The sequence below is a fragment of the Bacteroides neonati genome (assembly GCF_000499785.1).
Taxonomy (GTDB): domain Bacteria; phylum Bacteroidota; class Bacteroidia; order Bacteroidales; family Bacteroidaceae; genus Bacteroides; species Bacteroides neonati.
The window spans coordinates 66822-86844 of sequence record NZ_HG726022.1 but is presented as its reverse complement, the minus strand read 5'-3'; the positions used below and the strand labels follow the sequence as shown (position 1 = coordinate 86844).

21 protein-coding genes and 1 pseudogene are annotated in these 20023 nt (G+C 43.3%); 9 read left to right on the top strand and 13 right to left on the bottom strand.

What is annotated here, in order from left to right; genetic code table 11:
• Positions 1-2 precede the first annotated feature (2 nt).
• Positions 3-1442 carry an IS4 family transposase gene (locus tag TY03_RS12315; RefSeq protein ID WP_042366734.1) on the bottom strand — a complete coding sequence of 480 codons (1440 nt, stop codon included), beginning with the start codon at positions 1440-1442 and terminating at the stop codon, positions 3-5.
• A 127-nt stretch (positions 1443-1569) separates the two neighbouring features.
• A pseudogene (locus TY03_RS12310) lies at positions 1570-2886 on the bottom strand (carboxypeptidase-like regulatory domain-containing protein); the annotation flags it as partial.
• A gap of 218 nt (positions 2887-3104) precedes the next feature.
• Between TY03_RS12310 and TY03_RS12305 the strand changes: the two are divergent.
• The 7 genes from TY03_RS12305 to TY03_RS12275 all read left to right on the top strand — a co-directional run bounded on the left by TY03_RS12305 (position 3105) and on the right by TY03_RS12275 (position 9507).
• The gene (locus TY03_RS12305; protein ID WP_042370420.1) at positions 3105-3287 is read left to right on the top strand and encodes a hypothetical protein; all 183 of its coding nucleotides are present in this window, start codon (positions 3105-3107) and stop codon (positions 3285-3287) included.
• Positions 3288-3461: 174 nt separating this feature from the next.
• A complete protein-coding gene (locus TY03_RS12300; RefSeq protein ID WP_042370419.1) occupies positions 3462-3971 on the top strand; it encodes a hypothetical protein in 510 nt (169 codons plus the stop codon).
• A gap of 6 nt (positions 3972-3977) precedes the next feature.
• Positions 3978-4373, top strand: a complete 396-nt coding sequence (locus TY03_RS12295; RefSeq protein ID WP_042370418.1) for a phosphoribosyltransferase — start codon at positions 3978-3980, stop codon at positions 4371-4373.
• Positions 4374-4415: 42 nt separating this feature from the next.
• Positions 4416-5345: a DUF362 domain-containing protein gene (locus tag TY03_RS12290; protein ID WP_042370415.1), complete on the top strand. Its 930-nt coding sequence runs from the start codon at positions 4416-4418 to the stop codon at positions 5343-5345.
• Between the two features lie 7 nt (positions 5346-5352).
• The gene (locus TY03_RS12285; protein WP_042370413.1) at positions 5353-6933 is read left to right on the top strand and encodes a 4Fe-4S dicluster domain-containing protein; all 1581 of its coding nucleotides are present in this window, start codon (positions 5353-5355) and stop codon (positions 6931-6933) included.
• 88 nt (positions 6934-7021) lie between these two features.
• Entirely contained in the window at positions 7022-7813 is a 792-nt protein-coding gene (locus TY03_RS12280; protein ID WP_042370566.1) for a patatin-like phospholipase family protein, read from the top strand.
• Positions 7810-9507, top strand: a complete 1698-nt coding sequence (locus TY03_RS12275; RefSeq protein WP_042370559.1) for an alpha-amylase family protein — start codon at positions 7810-7812, stop codon at positions 9505-9507. The genes TY03_RS12280 and TY03_RS12275 overlap by 4 nt, the downstream gene beginning before the upstream one ends.
• Positions 9508-9617: 110 nt before the next feature.
• Here TY03_RS12275 and TY03_RS12270 read toward each other — a convergent pair whose 3' ends face one another.
• The 6 genes from TY03_RS12270 to TY03_RS12245 all read right to left on the bottom strand — a co-directional run bounded on the left by TY03_RS12270 (position 9618) and on the right by TY03_RS12245 (position 15082).
• Positions 9618-11627 carry an alpha amylase C-terminal domain-containing protein gene (locus TY03_RS12270; protein ID WP_042370411.1) on the bottom strand — a complete coding sequence of 670 codons (2010 nt, stop codon included), beginning with the start codon at positions 11625-11627 and terminating at the stop codon, positions 9618-9620.
• Between the two features lie 27 nt (positions 11628-11654).
• Complete coding sequence (locus TY03_RS12265) at positions 11655-12101, bottom strand: YhcH/YjgK/YiaL family protein (RefSeq protein ID WP_042370409.1); 447 nt, start codon at positions 12099-12101, stop codon at positions 11655-11657.
• Positions 12102-12142: 41 nt separating this feature from the next.
• A complete protein-coding gene (locus tag TY03_RS12260; protein WP_187373994.1) occupies positions 12143-12808 on the bottom strand; it encodes a DUF2461 domain-containing protein in 666 nt (221 codons plus the stop codon).
• Positions 12809-13108: 300 nt separating this feature from the next.
• The gene (locus tag TY03_RS12255; RefSeq protein ID WP_042370405.1) at positions 13109-13705 is read right to left on the bottom strand and encodes an aminotransferase class IV family protein; all 597 of its coding nucleotides are present in this window, start codon (positions 13703-13705) and stop codon (positions 13109-13111) included.
• Positions 13689-14687 carry an aminodeoxychorismate synthase component I gene (locus tag TY03_RS12250; protein WP_042370403.1) on the bottom strand — a complete coding sequence of 333 codons (999 nt, stop codon included), beginning with the start codon at positions 14685-14687 and terminating at the stop codon, positions 13689-13691. The genes TY03_RS12255 and TY03_RS12250 overlap by 17 nt, the downstream gene beginning before the upstream one ends.
• A gap of 41 nt (positions 14688-14728) precedes the next feature.
• Complete coding sequence (locus tag TY03_RS12245) at positions 14729-15082, bottom strand: DUF1622 domain-containing protein (protein WP_042370557.1); 354 nt, start codon at positions 15080-15082, stop codon at positions 14729-14731.
• Positions 15083-15311: 229 nt separating this feature from the next.
• On the opposite strand from TY03_RS12245, the gene TY03_RS12240 reads away from it, so the two are divergent.
• Both TY03_RS12240 and TY03_RS12235 read left to right on the top strand, forming a co-directional pair.
• Positions 15312-15863, top strand: a complete 552-nt coding sequence (locus tag TY03_RS12240) for a hypothetical protein (RefSeq protein ID WP_042370401.1) — start codon at positions 15312-15314, stop codon at positions 15861-15863.
• Between the two features lie 508 nt (positions 15864-16371).
• Positions 16372-16710 (top strand): lipocalin family protein, encoded by a 339-nt coding sequence (locus tag TY03_RS12235; protein ID WP_042370399.1) that lies wholly within the window; start codon positions 16372-16374, stop codon positions 16708-16710.
• Positions 16711-16738: 28 nt separating this feature from the next.
• Here TY03_RS12235 and TY03_RS12230 read toward each other — a convergent pair whose 3' ends face one another.
• From TY03_RS12230 to TY03_RS12210, 5 genes are read right to left on the bottom strand one after another with little or no spacing between them, the layout of a single operon-like run.
• Positions 16739-17137: a VOC family protein gene (locus tag TY03_RS12230; RefSeq protein WP_042370395.1), complete on the bottom strand. Its 399-nt coding sequence runs from the start codon at positions 17135-17137 to the stop codon at positions 16739-16741.
• Positions 17138-17155: 18 nt separating this feature from the next.
• Complete coding sequence (locus TY03_RS12225) at positions 17156-17530, bottom strand: YccF domain-containing protein (RefSeq protein WP_042370393.1); 375 nt, start codon at positions 17528-17530, stop codon at positions 17156-17158.
• On the bottom strand, positions 17527-17964 hold the full coding sequence (locus TY03_RS12220; protein WP_042370555.1) for a PepSY-like domain-containing protein: 438 nt from the start codon (positions 17962-17964) through the stop codon (positions 17527-17529). The genes TY03_RS12225 and TY03_RS12220 overlap by 4 nt, the downstream gene beginning before the upstream one ends.
• Before the next feature lie 14 nt (positions 17965-17978).
• Positions 17979-19253, bottom strand: a complete 1275-nt coding sequence (locus TY03_RS12215; RefSeq protein WP_042370391.1) for a sensor histidine kinase — start codon at positions 19251-19253, stop codon at positions 17979-17981.
• Positions 19254-19268: 15 nt separating this feature from the next.
• The gene (locus tag TY03_RS12210; RefSeq protein WP_042370389.1) at positions 19269-19946 is read right to left on the bottom strand and encodes a response regulator transcription factor; all 678 of its coding nucleotides are present in this window, start codon (positions 19944-19946) and stop codon (positions 19269-19271) included.
• Positions 19947-20023: the final 77 nt, after the last annotated feature.

The window sequence follows — 20023 nt, the reverse complement described above, 5'->3', positions numbered from 1 at the left end:
AATCAAGCCGTTTGAGCGTACGCTCGGAGTGCTGCAAGTCGTCTGTCATTTTCTATGATCTGTATCATCAGTTGCTCTTCATCAGCCCCTGTGAGTTCAGCCACGACTGCCACTACTTCTAATATGATTGCCCATATCTTCTCCATAACAGTCAGTTCGTGTACTCCGGCAAAAATATCGTTGAACAACCCACCGATTGTTTCGTAGTCCAGACTCCTTTTTACCGAGGCAAGCAAATTGTAGCGTATCATAACCAGTGATACGTGCGCTATCTGCGAGGAAAAGTCTCTTGCCGAGCATCCTGCAAGATTAAGCAATCGCTTGCTATCGGCAAAGAAAACCTCAATAGCCCAACGCATTGCATAGATTTCATATGCCCGCAAGAAATCAAGTTTTACATTGGTTGTCAGCAATATTTTCCATCCCTCTCTCTTTCCTCTGCGACAGAAGAACAGCCGCACCTTGCGCCCACCGAGCATCACGTCCACCGACGCATAGTGGCAACGGTACCGTCTACTGTATATCACAGATTTAGAGCCCAGCAGCTTACTGATTATGGCTTTTGCCGTCAGTTCACCCCACTTTTTGGTGAGATATTTGGTATTACCCATCTTTGCCATCCCTAACAAGTGAAACTTCTTATGACTGTTGTATACGAAATCGACAAGCCCGGAACAAGTGAACCAACTGTCAACAAGCAGATATTCAAAAGGAATCTTTGCTTTGATGGCGCGTCTGACCATTTCAATGAGTTTCTTTCCCTTACTCATGAAATATTCCTCTTTACGTTTGGCCACATGGGAGTTCTCATCTCGTTTCCTATTATAACGGTTCTGTCGTTGCTTTGCGCTTAACCCCTGTTCCTTACCCTCTACCTTGCCTTTCTCTCCATGCAGAGATGAGTCAAGCATAAACTGGGTGCGCCCGTCACTCCAGCACAGCATAAGCGCTTTATACCCAAGAATACATTTCTGATGAACATGTGAGAATATCTTGCCGATAGACTCCATACGCATTCCGGTTTTAGGCAAGTCAGAGTCATCAGCGATGAGTACTACAGGAAGATGACTCTTCTTGAAATCCTGACGGTTAGTCACTTTGGCTATCAGCTTGACAACAATGCGGTATATCAGATTGCGCCAGTTGATATTATCATGTGACATAAACGAATACAAGACATCCTTCTTGCCGCCGAACATTCGACTTAAAGCCGAATCAGGATAATGGGAAAAACCTTTTATGGCGAAAAACGGCATCAGGACAAGAATCTGAAACAGCTGAAGATTGGTCAACTGACAGTTTTCACGTTTGTTCCCTCCAAGACAACGGCTGTCAAGATGAAGAGACTCTAACAGTCCTGAAAATGAGTCCATCACAGAGCAACGGCGTTTTTCACTCAAAATATTGCGGATTTCTGACGGAATTTTAGTAATTTTGCTCATGGCTTTGAGAATGGTTAATTAGTTGTTTGGTCACTGCTAATTTACTAAATTTCCGAGATTTACGGAAAGTCTCAAAGCTTTTTTTATGTCTAGAATTAGGATGTCAGCCTAAATCCGAAACTTGAGTAAAATCGAGCTGGAAAGTTGAGTTCTTATCATCACGAAGTGAACGAGAAATGTTGCGCTGTCGACGGTTATATTCCTTATTAACTACCGTTTTTACCGAAGTACTAGTGTTGTCTACTTTATACGAAGAGTTGAAATAGGCGGCACGCAAGCTAAAGTTATCAGTTAACTGACGAGTGATGCGGGCAGCATAGGTCAAGGTTTTATTCTCTACATTATCATTCACGAAACCAAGAAATTTATTGTAGGGCATTTTATACAAGTCTTCGGTAGTACTTGCCGATAGGTTGACAGAGCTTGTGTATGGGGTCCGATTATCGTTCAGGTAATCCATTTCGAGTGTAATCGACGTTTTATCGTCGGGACGCCATTCGAACGATGGGTTAACGTACACTCTGTTCGAGTGAACCTTTGCCCGGTAACTATCTGCACGTTCGTAGGCACCATTCATACGAAAGGCAACACGGTCGTTCTTGTCGAGCACCGTCTGTACATCGAAGGTCGGGCGCAGCAAGCCCCAACTACCCGCCCGTACGGTTACGTCTCCTTGGTTTACGAACTTGGGTGTTTTGGTCACTACATTGATTACTCCACCGGCACTACCCAAATCGTTGCCAACACCCTGAGTTACAGCAGCAGAACCTTTAACGACCTGTACACTCTCTACTCCCTGCATCTCTGAGAGAGCCGAACCGGTACGAAAATCGGAGTCAATCCGCACACCGTTTTTCAGAATTGGCACACCTCTGTAACCACGAATAGACATACTCTCGCGCACCCCACCATACGATCCGAATAGCGTTACGCCGGGCACGTTTTTGACCGCATCGGTTACCGTAAGAGCACCCTGTTCCGTTATCGATTTGTCGGAGATAACCGAGATACTCTGAATCTGCTCACTAGGACGCAACGGCATACGCGTCACAATATCAAGCTTAGTGGGCTGTGTATGGCGTTCGCCAAATACTTCAATAGTAGAGAGTAGATTCTCATCCGGCAACAGTGTGAAGGTCAGATTAATGGTATTGCGACCATTGAAGTTTATTGTTTTAGTTTGAGAGGCATAGCCTACGAAGCTGGCCTTCACACGATAGGTTCCTTTCGGAAGGTCTTTTATAAAAAAGCGACCGTTATTACGGGTAGTACTGCCAAAAGTGGTGCCTTCGATCAGTATACTTGCTGCCGGCAACGGATTATTGGTTTCATCGAATACAACTCCCCGAATAGAGGGAGATTTATCCTCTATTTCATCATTAGCATAAAGCGTTACAGGAAGCATACAAGCTATTAATAGCATTAAGATACAATTTTTTTTCATACGTAAAATCGGTTGATATAATATTTTTTGTCGGCTACAAAGTTAGAACTGTCAACCGGGTGGCACAATACCTATTCAAGGGTATAATACACGAATCAATCACCATAAAAGGTGATAGAAACAGAAAAGACAGCCTAAGAAATTGTCAAAATCATCTGATTTTTATATATTTATAAAATGATACCCTTATTGAATGTTCACTTTGAAACAAGATTATCATGATAGCTTCGTATCGTGATCACATAACACCCAACAACATACTGGGCAAACGCAGCTTGTTCATACCGAGTAAGATATTTCAACGAACGTTGAATGACATAAGTGTGACACGAGCCACGGGGTACGATCTGGACTATACCGACAATAAGAGCATGGGAAAACCTGAAAATCCATTCGAATAAACGATAGCCATCAATGATTCTGTTTTCGTGAAAAAGTCGCAAATTCGATGAGAGTTTGCGACTTTTTTATATATATTGCATTACAATCTAAAGTTTTTACCCTATTTTTGCGAAAGTTAGCCCTTGTGCCCTATCGGCACAGCCTTCTAATCAACCATTAAAAACAGAAATAAAATGGAAACAACCACTAAGCTTTATTCGTTAACTTATAGCAATGTAAGAACCTATTTCTTTGCATTGCTATTCATAGCAGGCAATCTCGCATTGCCACAATTGTGCCACCTAACACCCTATGGTGGCCCTACCCTTCTTCCTATTTATTTTTTCACACTCATTGCGAGCTATAAATACGGCTTTCGGGTAGGTTTGCTTACCGGCATACTCTCTCCACTGATGAATCACCTGTTGTTTGCCATGCCTGCATTGGCAGTACTGCCGGCTATTCTGGTCAAATCGGCTCTATTGGCAGGTGCGGCTGCATTGGTTGCCGAGTACAGCAAACAAATCTCACTACTGACTCTCCTGTCTGTCGTGTTGGCCTATCAAGTACTCGGCACAATCTTCGAATGGTTGTGGGTAGATAACTTCTATATAGCTATGCAAGACTTCCGGATCGGCATCCCCGGTATGCTCATTCAGTGGTTTGGCGGGTATGCTGTCTTGAAAGCCATCGCTAAAATCTAAAGACAGATGGGCAGAACACTAAACGAAGTGCTGGAGCGGTTTCGGACTATTCGTTTCAACGAAGAGTTCGATCTCATTGTAGCCATTGCCAACGGAGGAATTGTTCCGGCAGGTATCATCAACCAACGATTACAAAAAGAGATTCAGCTGTTACGCATCAACCTCAGAGACGAGTATCAGCGACCGAAGTACGACTCTCCACGGTTATTGACACCCGTTGATTTTGAGGTAAAGGATAAAAAAATACTGTTGGTCGACGACCGGATTAAGACCGGTGCAACCATTCGCATGGCGTGCGAACTGATGAAAGAGGCAGCAGTGATCAAAACCTTTGCAGTAAACGGAACGGCAGACTATGCGCTCTTCGACGAGTCTTGTTTCAAGTTTCCCTGGATTCTATAACAATGTGTATCAAACAACTTTTATAATAGCAAATACGAACAGATGGATAGAAGAGATTTTCTAAAAACAGTAGCGATTGCAGGTGCGGCAATGACCATACAGCGATCGGAAGCGATGGAGATTTTGACGCAAGCCACCAAAGCCGGTGGAAAGCCCGACTTGGTAGCTGTGATGGGTGGCGAACCCGAAGAGATGTTTCGTAGAGCCATAGCTGAGCTGGGAGGGATGAAGCAGTTCGTTAAACCCGGGCAGAAGGTAGTGGTAAAGCCCAACATCGGTTGGGACAAAGTGCCCGAACTGGCCGGAAACACCAACCCCAAACTGGTTGGCGAAATAGTGAAGCAATGCTTTACTGCCGGAGCCAAAGAGGTAATTGTATTCGACCATACCTGCGACGACTGGCAGAAATGCTATAAGAACAGCGGCATTGAGGCAGCCGCTAAAGCAGCGGGGGCAAAGATGATGCCGGCACATCTGGAATCGTACTACCGTCCGGTAAATCTTCCGGCAGGCAAGAGTCTCAAATCGACCAAGGTGCACGAAGCCATTCTCAACAGCGATGTATGGATCAATGTACCGGTATTGAAGAACCACGGCGGAGCCAACCTCACCATCTCGATGAAGAATCACATGGGCATTGTGTGGGATCGCGGCTACTTTCATCAGAACGATCTGCAACAATGCATTGCCGATGTCTGCTCCATGCAAAAGAAAGCCGTACTCAACGTGGTAGATGCTTACCGCATCATGAAAACCAACGGACCACGTGGTCGCTCTGCGGCAGATGTAGTCGTGGCAAAGGGATTGTTCCTCTCGCCCGATATTGTAGCAGTAGATACGGCAGCAGCCAAGTTCTTCAATCAAGTGCGCGAGATGCCACTCGAAACGGTAGGCCATCTGGCCAAAGGCGAAGCCCTGAATATTGGTACTATGGACCTCGAGAAACTCAATGTGAAGCGAATTAAGATGTAATATAATAATGTTAAGAAAAATACGTATTATCCTATCGGTTGTGCTATGGGCACTCCTTACCTTTTTCTTCCTTGATTTTGCCGGGGTGTTGCCTTGGCAACTTCATGTAATAACACATATCCAATTCATTCCCGCCCTGCTATCGGTAAGCATCGGCATAGTGGTTGCGCTGCTTATCCTGACTCTCCTCTTCGGACGGGTATATTGTTCGAGCATCTGCCCCATGGGTACTTTTCAGGATATAGTAACCGGGCTCTCCAAACGTAACCGCAAACGGCGAAAGCGTTTTTCGTTCTCGCCCCCAAAGCGTATACTGCGGTGGAGCATCGTTGTCATTGTATTAGCGGCATCGTTGAGCGGATTCGGTGCAGTATTGGGGTTGCTCGACCCATATAGTGCGTATGGCCGTATAGCCACCAACGTATTCAAACCCGTTTATCTACAGGCTAACAACCTGCTCGAATCGATCTTTTCGAGCTTCGACAACTATACGTTCTACCGGGTCGATGCGGCAATGGTAAGCGTCAGCTCATTTTTTATTGCATTGGGTACATTGATACTGATTGCTGTGTTGGCATGGAAGCACGGTCGCACGTGGTGCAACACCTTTTGTCCGGTAGGTACGGTGCTTGGATTCCTCAGTCGCTTCTCGTTCTTTAAGATACGGATTGATGCCGATAAGTGTACGCACTGCGGCAACTGTGCCACCTACTGCAAAGCCTCGTGCATGGATAGTAAGGCAGGAATGATTGATTATAGCCGGTGCGTAAACTGCTTTGACTGTCTGGACACCTGCAAAGAGAAAGCATTGATCTATGCGCCTCGCTTGCAAAAAACGAAACAAAGCGAACAAACAAGGCAGGGTGAGGAGATCAAGCAAAGCAATCAAGCAAAACAAGCCGATCAAGCCCCACTTGCCTCAAAGCGACGCTTTCTGCTCGCCGGACTGGTAACGACTGCTGCCGCCCCCAAGCTACTGGCACAAGCACAAGAAACACTCGCCACACTGGGAGGAAAGAAAAGCTATCAGAAGATGCATCCGATCACTCCTCCGGGCTCTGTGAGTCGAACACATTTTGCCGATCGCTGTACCTCTTGCCACCTGTGTGTAAGCAAATGCCCGTCGCACGTACTCAAACCGGCTTTTATGGAGTATGGGCTCGGAGGCATCATGCAGCCTACGGTAAGTTTCGAAAAGGGATTCTGTAACTTCGACTGTACCGTATGTGGCGATATCTGCCCCAGTGGAGCAATCAAACCGCTTACCATCGATCAAAAACACCTCACACAAATGGGAACCGTTGTCTTTATCGAAGAGAATTGCATCGTTTATACCGATGGAACCAGTTGCGGTGCCTGTTCGGAGCACTGCCCCACGCAGGCTATTGCCATGGTTCCCTTTAAGAACGGGCTCACCATTCCGCAAGTAAACACCGACATCTGTGTAGGATGCGGTGGGTGCGAATATGTATGCCCTGCCCGCCCCTTCCGTGCCGTGCACATTGAAGGAAGTGTGGTGCAAAAACAAGCCCATCCTTTTGTAGAAAAGAAAGAAGAAGCTGTCGAAGTGGATGGATTCGGCTTTTAAACGAATTATTTTCGGTACATAACATCCTTACTTTCCATAATTTTATTACTTTCGTGGCGTACTATCAACGTTAATGGATAAACGAAAAATGGAAAGTCATCAAAAAATGTATAACATTGGCTACGCACTGAGTGGTGGGTTCATCAAAGGATTTGCCCACCTCGGTGTGATTCAATCGCTTTTAGAACACAACGTGAAACCCGACATCATTGCAGGTGTCAGCGCAGGTGCTTTAGCCGGTGTGTTTTATGCCGATGGCAATGAGCCATACCGTGTCCTCGATTACTTTTCGGGACACAAGTTTCAAGACCTCACCAAACTGGTTATTCCCAAAGTCGGATTGTTTGAATTGGGAGAATTTATTGACTTTCTGAAAACCAACCTCAAAGCGCAGAAGATCGAAGACCTGAAAATACCGCTTATCATCACCGCTACCGATCTGGATCACGGCAAGAGTGTGCACTTCACCAAAGGCAGTATTGCCGAGCGTGTAGCGGCATCGTGCTGCATGCCGGTTATGTTTACTCCCGTACGGATCAACAATACGCACTATGTAGACGGGGGATTGTTCATGAATCTTCCCGTATCGGTGCTGCGCAACCAATGCGAAAAGGTAGTAGCAGTCAACGTAAGCCCGCTGGTAGCCGAAAAGTACAAAATGAATATCGTAAGCATCGCCATGCGTTCGTATCACTTTATGTTTCGTGCCAATACCTTCCCCGAACGCGAAAACTGCGACCTGCTTATCGAACCCTACAACTTGAACGGATACAGCAATAGCGAACTGGAGAAAGCCGAAGAGATCTTTGAGCAAGGCTACGACACCGCCAACGCTATACTCGATCAGCTTACCGAAGAGAAAGGAAAAGTATGGAGATAAAGAACGAAGAGAAACTGATTATATACCAAGTGTTTACCCGTCTGTTTGGCAATAACAACAGCGGATGTATCAACAATGGCGACATACATACGAACGGATGTGGAAAAATGGCCGACTTTACGCCCAAGGCTCTCAAAGAGATAAAGAAGTTGGGCACTACACACATCTGGTATACGGGTGTCATTGAGCACGCCACGCAGACCGATTACAGTGCATACCATATCCACCCCGACCATCCCGCTATTGTGAAAGGTAAGGCCGGTTCGCCCTATGCCATCAAAGATTATTATGATATTGATCCGGACATTGCCACCCGGGTGCCCGAACGCATGAAAGAGTTCGAACAATTGGTTGCACGTACACACAAGGCAGGGTTGAAGGTAATCATCGATTTTGTGCCCAATCACGTAGCCCGTCAGTATCATTCGGATGCACAACCCGATGGAACCGTTGAATTGGGTGCCAATGACGATATGACCTGTTCTTTCAGTCCATACAACAACTTTTACTACATTCCGCAATCCGAACTGCGTGGACAGTTCGACATGAAGGCGGGTGCAGACGAAGCTTACAAAGAATATCCGGCCAAGGCTACGGGCAATAACCGTTTCGATGCCTACCCCAACATATCCGATTGGTACGAAACCATCAAACTGAACTATGGAGTCGATTACCAGAACGGTGGTACGTGCAGCTTCTCTCCCATTCCCGATACCTGGTTAAAAATGCTCGATATCCTGCTGTTCTGGTCTTCCAAACAGGTAGATGCCTTTCGTTGCGATATGGCCGAGATGGTGCCGGTAGAGTTTTGGGAATGGGCCATTCCGCAAGTAAAGGAGGCATATCCACACCTGCTTTTCATAGCCGAAGTGTACAACCCCGATGAGTATCACAACTACCTGCAACGAGGCAGGTTCGACTATCTATATGACAAAGTGGGGCTGTACGATACCCTGCGCAACGTATCTTGCGGATACGACTCTGCCACTGCCATCACACGCAGTTGGCAGAACCTGGGAGGTATTGAAAAACGTATGTTGAACTTTCTAGAGAACCATGATGAGCAACGCATTGCTTCCGATTTCTTTGTCGGCAATCCATACAAAGCCATTCCGGCACTTATCGTATCGGCCTGTATGAATACCAACCCGATGATGATTTACTTCGGTCAGGAGTTTGGCGAGATGGGCATGGATACCGAAGGGTTCAGCGGACGAGACGGGCGTACCACCATCTTTGATTATTGGAGTGTAGACACCATTCGCCGCTGGCGCAACGAAGGTACCTTTGACGGCAAGCTATTGACCAAAGAGCAAAAGAGCATCTACGCCTTATACCGCACCATCCTTACGATTGCTTCACAGGAGAAAGCCATTGCGCAAGGGTTATTTTTCGACCTGATGTATGCCAATCAAAACGGTTGGCGATTCAATGAGCATAAACAGTATACGTTTCTGCGCAAATACAACAATGAATTGCTGTTCATTGCGGTCAACTTCGACAATCAGCCGGTAGATATTGCCATCAATATACCCTCTCACGCCTTCGATTTCCTGCAAATACCACAGATGGATGTGTACAAAGCCACCGATCTACTAACCGGAAAAGTAGAAGAAATTTGCCTGTTGCCCTACAAAGCAACTGAATTTTCGATTGGTACATACGGAGGCAAAATACTAAAAATCAAGCTATAAGCATATAAAACAAAAGTACGTACTCATTCATAGTAAGAGTACGTACTTTTGGTAGGAATGAATACGTACTCTTTGATACCAAGAGTACGTATTCCTATGTAAGAGATTAACTACTTCTTTCTAAGCACTACTGCCGTACGTGCCGGCACATAGAGCTTCAACCATTCTTTCTTCTCTCTCTGATACAACGGATCGGAAGTTGTAAAATGTGTCACACTATCATCAGCCAAGCCATTGCCGCCAAACAAGGTACTATCGGTATTCAGTACCACTTCGTAAGCACCCGGAGCTACCAAGAAGCCATAATCAACAAAAGATTGCTTGGGGTTGAAGTTAAACACAAAAATCAAATCCTTACGTTGGTAAGCCAATATCTGATCGGCATCATTGTGCCAGATCTCCTGAACAGGCGTTGACTCGAAACCTTTGACTCCTTTGATGATCTTAAGCATCGCTTCGTCAAAGTCTGCCATATAATGATAGGTCAGGTTCTTGTTATCGACCAAATCCCATTGCCGACGGGCGTATTTGCACGACCACCCATTGCCCTGACGAGGGAAATCTATCCATTCGGGATGTCCGAATTCATTGCCCATAAAATTCAGGTATCCTCCATTGATGGTTGTTGCCGTAAGCAAACGAATCATTTTATGCAGCGCAATGCCTCGGTTCACGATGTAATTCTCGTCGCCCTTTTGCATATGCCAATACATATCGGCATCAATCAAGCGGAAGATAATGGTTTTATCGCCTACCAAGGCCTGATCGTGACTTTCGGTGTACGAGATGGTCTTCTCATCTTTGCGCCGATTGGTTACTTCCCAGAACATGCTGGATGGTTTCCAATCTTCATCTATCTTCTCCTTGATCGTTTTGATCCAATAGTCGGGAATGTTCATCGCCATGCGGTAATCAAACCCATAGCCACCGTCTTCTATCTTTGCAGCAATACCGGGCATACCCGATACCTCTTCGGCAATGGTGATTGCCCGCGGATTCACCTGATGAATCAACTCATTGGCAAGGGTAAGGTAGCAGATGGCATTATCGTCCTGATGACCGTTGAAATAGTCATTATAGTCGGAGAACGACTCACCCAAACCATGGCTGAGATAGAGCATGGAGGTTACACCATCGAAACGGAAGCCATCGAGTTCGTATTCTTCCAGCCAGTATTTGCAATTGGAGAGTAGGAAATGCAGCACTTCATTCTTACCGTAATCAAAACAAAGCGAATCCCAAGCAGGATGCTCCCGACGTTCGTCGGGATAGAAATATTGATTAGGGTCTCCTGCAAAATTGCTTAAGCCTTCGACCTCATTCTTTACAGCGTGTGAGTGAACAATATCCATAATCACAGCAATACCCAACGCATGGGCTGTATCAATCAGCTCCTTAAGTTCTTCGGGAGTACCGAAACGCGAAGAAGCAGCAAAGAAGCTCGATACGTGATAACCAAAGCTACCATAGTAAGGATGTTCCTGAATACCCATGATCTGAATACAGTTGTATCCTGCCTTGGCTATACGAGGAAGAATCTTTTCACGAAACTCATTGTATGTGCCTACTTTCTCTTCTTTCTGAGCCATACCAATGTGGCACTCATAGATAAGCAACGGCTTAGCCGAAGGTTTAAACTCCTTCTTCGTAAACTTAAATTCCTGTTCCGGATTCCACACTTGCGCACTGAATATAGTCGTTTGCCGGTCTTGTACCACGCGCGTAGCCCATGCAGGTATACGCTCGCCCTGACCACCGTCCCAATGCATCATCAACTTATACAGATCGCCATGTTGCATGGCATCTGCCGGCAAGTTTATCTCCCAGTTACCATTTCCGATCGGTTGCAGTTTATAGGTAGTTCTTTCTTCCCAGTTATTGAACGTTCCTACCAGATAGATATGTGTGGCATTGGGAGCCCATTCGCGAAACGTCCAGCCCTTGTCTGTACGATGCAAACCAAAATAGAGATACCCCGAAGCAAAGTCCGAGAGTGTTTGCTTTCCCTTATTGGTCAGTTCCGACTCTTTATCAAGAGCGTGCTGATGACGTCCGGCAATGGCCTCGGTAAAAGGCTCTAACCAGGGGTCGTTTTTAATCAGATGAAGTGTCTTTTCCATATAATAGGATGTATTTAATTCAGTGGTTTATGCTTTCACCTTTACAATTACTTTTTTCACACCATCGGGGGTGATACCCGGTGCGTGTCCGTCTTGCGGAAAGAAAATGGCAAACATACCCGGTTTAACAGGAATATAGCTTTCGGCCAATCCGTCAAAGAACGTAATGTCTTTCTCTGCATCGTAAGCAGCATCGGCAGGCACACAGTCTTTACCGGCGGTATAACCCATGATTTCTGTTCCCGAAAGAGGTATCTGGATGTCGATAAAAGCATTATGTGTTTCCAGTTTAGCTTGTTCTTTCGTTTTAGGAGCAGTTTGTGCAATGTTCACAACCAAATCTTGTCCTTTCAATTCCGTCTTACCTACTTCCATTGCATGGAGGTCGTGTGTGAGAATAAAATCAATAGCTTGTGCGAATAAAGGATTCAGTGATGCGTACTTTTGCAAATTGTCTAATGTATCTACTACCATGAGTATAAGTTTTTGTTATTGATGTTAGTTATTATCTATTTTCATTCGAAATCATCGATGGTATAATTCAGAAAATCCGAAAAACGTTTAAACTGCCGGAAGGCCTCTTCGGTACGATCCAACAGATCGGGTGACGTAAAGAAGTCATCGGGTACCTGATAGGAACATACAAATTCCTTGCATTTGAGATAGTCAATGTATTTAAAATCTTTCGGAAAGCCTTTGGGAGCTGTTTTTAGAAAATTCTCGCCTACTACGGGATAGAATTTCTTAAATGCAGGGTCTTCTACAATAGAACGGTACTCTTCGATATTATCGTAGATAGACTGTCTAACAGCTTTTAAGACCTTGGGAGGCAAACACAGGCTTCCACCTGCCAACATGCAGTTGCCCGGTTCGAGATGAACGTAGTATCCGCAATGATCGGACTTTTTGCCTTTGGCATTGATGTAGCCGCCAATATGAGTCTTATAGGGAGTTTTATCGGACGAGAAGCGGGTATCGCGATAGATGCGATAAGTACAGTCGCCAGCCGCTATGCCTCTGATACTCTCATCGAAAAGCGAGATACGATCAATAATAACTGTCAGGAGCTTTTGGAATTCTGCCTGCACCTCGGTATACGTCTGGCGGTGTTCGTTGAACCATTCACGATTGTTGTTTTCGCTTAGTTCTTTTAAGAATCGAAAGATGATGGATGTATTCATTGTCATTCTTTTCTGCTTTTATGTCCCACAAACGTACGAATTTTATTTGTAACTAACTAAAAAACGAGATAAAAAGGAATTAAAAAAGCATCGACTCCGAAGAATCGATGCTTTAACACATTTATCAAAAAAGAACAGACGCCTCTGCCTTTGACGTACTTACTTATCACAAGCGGGTACAATCTCTTCTAATTAATCTTATATCTAATACTATGAAAAACACAATAATATAACGCATCCCAAACAGCCTTTGTTCACAGTGTTACAATTTATATTTGTTAATAAAACTCAAAATATAAATTAATACGAAATAAATGCTGAATTCACGTCAAGCACGAGCGATTGAAAGGGAATCATAGCATTAAATATTGTCATTTGCGAAAAGGAAAAGAGTTCTTCGAGCATTATCTCTTTCTCCTGAATGATTCCTTTTTGAAGCAGCTGTGCTCTTTGCGTTCCCTTAAGCAACGGATGCTTCGGTGTAAACCAATGGGTGCCGTCAAAAAGAGCTACATTGGCTATGGAAGTATCGGTAATGTATCCATTTTTTATAATCAACACATCATCTTTTGTATCTCTTTGTTCGTAAAGTTGATTGAGCGCCTCTCTATCGGTACTCTTGTACGTATAGTTAATTGTATCCGAACAAACAATACGCAAGGAACGTACAGGACGAATCGAATAAGGAGTGTAGCTAACCTCCTCAATGACATCCGAATAAACGACCCGGCACTTCATCACTCCTTCAGCTGTAGGCGGCAGCAAGAAATGGTTCAGATCAAGCGGTTTTGCATTGGGCCAGAAAGCCGAACGCGTATCATTCATCCTTTGATTGTGATAATCGATATGGAGCAGCACGCCTTGTTCTACTCGAATAGTTTCAATAAATGGGCACATAGACTTTTTGTATCATTTCGTTATATTCATTTTCCGCACAACTTTTGCAGGTAATTCCTCCCCCACTTTTGAAAGCAAGTCCATCTGTCGATTGCTCGATGAAGCGAATCATCACGGCACTATCCAGACTCTCGCCGTCAAAACAGCCAGTAATACCGGTATAGAAACCTCTGTCATAAGTTTCTGATTGAGCAATAATTTGGGATGTTTTACATTTGGGAGCCCCGGTAATCGACCCTGCCGGAAGCAATGTAAATATGATTTCGCCCAACCGGGAAAGGTAATCGTCGGGCAAAGTTCCTCTAATCTCCGAACTGGTTTGTAGGATAGGTCCGTGATTGGTTTCAATCGAATCGACATATCGATAACGCGAAACGTTGACTTGCGAAGCAACAATGCTCAGATCATTGCGTATCAAATCGACAATGGTAGCATGTTCTGCCGCCTCCTTTTCGTCGGCCATAAGCAGCTCTTCTGCATGAGGTAGCGTGGCATCAATCGTTCCCTTCATCGGATAAGAGCTTATCTGCCCTTGATGAATGCGTATAAAGATCTCCGGCGAGAAAACCACAAATCGGTCTTTCAGCCATAGTTTATAAGGTGCTTGAGAGTGGTAGAATATCTCTTTGAGGCTTAGATTCGTACTAATGGGAGTCATACAGGTCAAGTTGGTCAGGAAACTATTACCTGCCAAGATGTTGTTCATGACTACATTAAAAGATTTTTTGTATTGCGGGAAGGAAATCGGATGAGGTTCCCACAAAACAGATTCCGTATGTTTTTTATCGATTGAACCACATTCGGGAGTTGGGGCATTGGTATAACCGTTGAGTTGATAAAGCAGTTGAGAGGGATCAACAGCATTTACCTCTTCGATATACGAGCCATCTTGTGCATAGTTGATGATAAAAATAAAAGGCTTACCCTGCGTAGCCAGTTCATTCATTCGTTGTACAGCTTCTTTTTTATTATATAATTGCATGCGACTTTCTGTTATAAGCATGCAAATGTAGCAAAAAGAAATTATAATTTCTCTTGTTTATCCTCTGCCTCGAGTTCTTTTATCTCTTTGTTTAAAAATACCGAAAGAATGGTTCTTAACACAACAATACTACCTAGAACGATCAATTCATTGAGTGTCGGTTCCAACACCGTTTTCAAAATATCCGAAGCAATGAGAAATTCTAATCCGAGCAGCAGGTAGGTTCCGAAAGTAGCTCTTAACTGGCGTATGTTGGTAGTAGAATAGTTTCCCGTAAATCGTTTCAACTCGTTTTTCAGGAAATAAATAATACCAATCAACGCCCCATAAGTAACAATTAGGAGGCTGGTGACACTGATGATCGTTGCAAGTAAATCTAGAAAGTGAGTGAGCATATTCATTGAGTCTTTATAGTTAAAACAACTCTCGCAAAGTAAATGTTTACGCAAAAATAGTTCATTACCTTATCGCAAAATAAAGTTAATCATAATTAAAATTATCGTTTTCTTTTGCAAATTAAATGGTGCAATAAATGTTTAGTATATATTTACACTCGAAACATTGTTAACAGAAGACTTTACTTCTATAATGAAATTAAAGTATAATTAAAAATCAACTAAAGTTATGAAAAAAAAGGCATTAATCACTTTTCTATTGATGTGTTTTATAGGTATGGCTAACGCACAAGATGCTGAACCTGAATTTGTTGGAGAGGCAGTAATAGTAAATGGAGACAAAACCATTCCATTAGACAAAGAGTATTCACAGGTGAAGACGAAAGCTGGTGCTTCACTATATATAGTAGGCATTGGTTCAGTAAAATCGAAAATTAACATAAAGGGAGGGAGCGCAAGTGCTCGAGCTAATAAAGATGACGATTTTTACTTAATAGTTAAAGCAGTGGATAACAGCTCTGACCCAATGTCAATTATTAATATTTTTGAATTCGAAGCATCAAAGAAAGTTCGTAAAGCGGAGTTATCATCAACAAACACATTTGGTGGCGTAAATAACGATAAATTGGCCTATATCGAATACACCGCCAAAAAATATGGCGAAACATCATATTTAATAAAATTAAAAAAGCCTTATGCCGGTGAGTTTGGTCTAATGGTTAGAAACCCTAACACCAAAGATGAAAAGCAAGTAGTGGTAGCTTGTTTTGGCATTGACTAAAAAGAGTTATAAAGCATTTGTAACTCGTTCCATGGTTTTGAAATAAACAGAATTCAAATACTCATTAACGCGTAAAACTCTTTGCAGCAGAAACCGTCTGTATGTTATACGCACGAAACTTCAATAGTAAAAGGCAGCTCAACAAATGAGCTGCCTTTTCTATCTATTATCTAAATAGGGAAAGTTGGTTATTCCTTAACCGGTTCTTCTTTTTCATTTAACAATAGGGTAACTTCTTCTTCGTTCTTGGTTACAACAACAAGTTTAATTACACAAGTTGTGGAAACTGTAGAAACAAAGACACAAACCGGGGAAATAATACACATTAATAATATGCTTATACTATTGCATTATCAAAATGAACAAAGTAAATTTGTCCCGTTGTATTTTCACTTTGAGTCAATAGGATAAAGACACGAGCTTGAACTGTACAAACACATTACTTTGGAGTAAAGTCGGAACATTCGAATATATTTAACAAAATAAATAACAAACAAAACAGATCAAAATGAAGCGTATTTTACTTACCATGATACTCATCCTCCCACTTATACTGAGCGGATGCGTAAGCGATGAACAACCTGACGAAAATGAATCATCATTAGTTGGTTCATGGGTAGCTGTTATTAGCAGTTACGATACTTACTACCTTGACCTCAAAAAAGATGGAACAGGAAAATTTACCGGGACCTACGATGGAGAGGTAGAGGAAGTATTAAGATTAACATGGAGCACCTCCGGCTCTACGCTTCATATTAAATATGATAATGGCAACTCGGATACCAAACCATACAGAATAGATAGCTCCCATCTCTATTTAGGAGATGTGACGTATGTACGAAAGTAATGATATAGGCGGAGAGTGTAATTTGAACTTATTGCACCCTCTCCGCAAAAGCAATGATGTGACCGTCCGGATCAGAGAAATAACAAACTCGATCTCCCCAATTTCTTAGAATAATGGGGCTTATTAGTATGGCTCCACTTTCAATTGCATTTTCAAATTCTGTTTGAATATCATGAACATACAAATATAATTCACATCTTGGAATACCATCTCCACAGTCTGGATGCAATGTTTTGTCAGCTAGTATTTTCGCAATGCCGTTATTGGGCATTAAGCCGAGTTTACAGTTATCAAACAGATCAAATTCTGTCATACCCGGAACATTTAAATCAGGCGATTTACGAAATATTTTTTGATAAAAATTGCAACTCACTTCTTGGTCCTTAACATACAATATTGTCGTAAAGTGTGTAATTTGAGTTATCATATACTTATTGTTTATTGGTTATATATCTACAATTTCTTTTCCAAAAGGCGTCAATGCCAAACCGGCTAGTTTGAAGTGTTGCATACCAAACGGAATACCAATAATGGTAATGCACAGCAATACCCCCCAGGCAAGATGCGAAAGAGAAATCCAAATCCCTCCTAAAAACAGCCACAGGATATTCATCACAATACTCAAGCATCCGCCTGAATCGGGACTAGTGTGTACCTCTTTGCCAAAGGGCCACAAGGCAAGCATACCAATCTTTAGCGTTTGTATACCAAAGGGGATACCAATGATGGTAATCATCATCAGTAAACTCGACACCAGATATTCGCAGGCAACAAAAACACCTCCGAAGAGTAGCCACAAAATGTTCATGAATGGTTTCATTGTTCAATATCGATTAGTTGATACATTGGATCGAAAGTCAGCTTCCATTTATTAGATAGTTTCACTTCATAGTTTTTTTTATCACGCTCTATCTTTAAAATTCGCTCGCGGGGATGATTGGCGGTTACATAGTTAAGAATAGCAGTGGGAATGACCTTCGCCGGAACGGAACTATACTTACAGTTTACCTCTTCCCAAGCTCCATTCTTGTTAAACTCTACCTTGTCGCCATTGGTAAAAATAACGGTATAGGTCTTTTCGAGCCAACTGCTTTCGACCTTGGCCATTGCTACATCGTTATTGGCAAAATATTGTTTGATAAACTGCTGCGCCTTATCGGGCAATCTATTGACTTTAATGGGCTTGTCACCGTCGGCTCGGGCAATGGCCTGAAACGAAAACAATACAACCCATAGGAGAAATAACTTTTTCATAACAACATACATAATTATAATTTAGTAATCAGGAAGCAGTGTGCTCCTTCTTCATAGCGATACGTCAGACGAAGATGCTGCAATCGGCATATAGAATCGGCAATGGCCAATCCCAATCCGGTAGAACCCTCCTTCTTGTTTCCCTGATAGAATCGTTCAAAGATATGTGCCGAATCGAGTGCACCATCTACGGCTGTATTCCGAAATTCAACGTTCTGTTCGGTTATTTCGATCCGGATATCTCCTTCATCGACGTTGTGTACAAACGCATTCTTCAGCAGATTGGTTAGTAGCACCGTAGCCAACGACTCGTTCATCTCTATCCGGAAAACACCTTTCTCAACCACCTCCAAAGTAATGTTGCGATAGGCATACACCTCCGTGTAATCGGTCAAATAATGCTTCAACACTTCATTGAGGGAGAGTTCGGAGGTTTCGACAAACTGCCCGTTATCAATTTTCGAAAGCAATAACAACGATTTATTCAGTCTCGTAATATATTCGAGCGTCTGGTGTGCCTTGACCAACTCTTCGAGTTGTGGCTCGGATAGCGATTCATCTTCCATCATCATTTCCAATCGGTTACGACAGATAGCCAGTGGCGTTTGTATCTCGTGCGATGCATTACCGATAAACTGTTTTTGCTGTTCGAAGAGCTGCTCATTACGCTCGGCATTGCGGATAACCGCTTCGTTAAGCTTACGAAACTCGGTGATCGATGTATCGTTTTGTAAAGGTTCATTTACATGCCCTATGCGGTACTTATCCAACCAGTTTAACAAGACATAAAGCGGACGCATATTGCGATAAAACAGCCAAGCATTAATCAGAATAATCATAAAGAGCAAAGCCACATACAGCAAAATGATCCACTCCAGGATGGCTTTCTTTAAATCCATCTTCTCAATACTCGGAGTCGATACGGTAAGCGCATGATAGTGTCCGTTGGCATCCTTGAAAATAGTGGTCAGAATACGTGCCGGTTCTGTTTCGGCTTTTTCGAGAATATAGATCATCGAATCTTTGTAGCTGATCTGTTCGCGAGAATGGGCATCGGCTTCGCTGATCGGAGTCAGATAGTACTGATTGTTCGACCCGTTATTGACCGAAGGTAGCTCCTCTCCTGCCAACGCACGCATGATAATTGCCTCGGAATAGTCTTCAAGCGAATCGTCTACCTCGTCGTTCACCTCATTAATCATGGCCACATAAAAAAACACAGCCCACCCGGTTAAGATGACCAGCAATGCAAGTGAAATGCGAAGAATAAGGCGATACAGTAATTTCATGTGTGATAGCGTTCTTTATTCGACAATGAGTTTATATCCAAAACCATAGACAGCCTTTAGTTCGAGCGTAGCACCGGCTTCTTTGAGTTTCTTCCGAAGATTTTTTATCTGCGCATAAATGAAGTCGAAGTTATCGACTTGATCGATATGATCGCCCCAAACCGATTCGGCTAAGGTACTTTTATTGACCAGCCTGCCGGGGCGATTGACAAAGTAGAGCAGTATATCGAACTCTTTACGGTTTAGTTCGAGTAACTTCTCGTCTACCCATGTCTGAAACTGTTCGGGTACGATTCGTACATTGCCCAACCGAATATCGACTTCCCCTTCTTGTTGATGTCGGCGAATGACGCTCCGGATACGAGCATTGAGTTCGGCCAGATGAAAGGGTTTTGGCAAATAGTCATCGGCTCCCAACTCCAGACCGAGCACTTTGTCTTCTATGGAGTCTTTGGCCGAAAGGATGATAACGTTTTCGCGCTTATGGAGCTGCTTGACGTGTTTGAGTAAGGTTAGTCCATTGCCGTCGGGCAGCATGATATCGAGCAGGATGCAGTCGTATTCGTAGTCTTCAATTTTCTGCATAGCCGTCTGAAAGTTTGCGGCTACCTCGACTACATAACGCTCTTTTTCGAGCGAACGCTGAATAAGCTCGCGCAAAGAAGGTTCGTCTTCAACAATCAATATCTTCATAAAACAGGAGTATTTAAATGTGATTTCATACAAAGAAAAGAATTATTTCTGAAATAATACTGAAATTGAATCTCTTA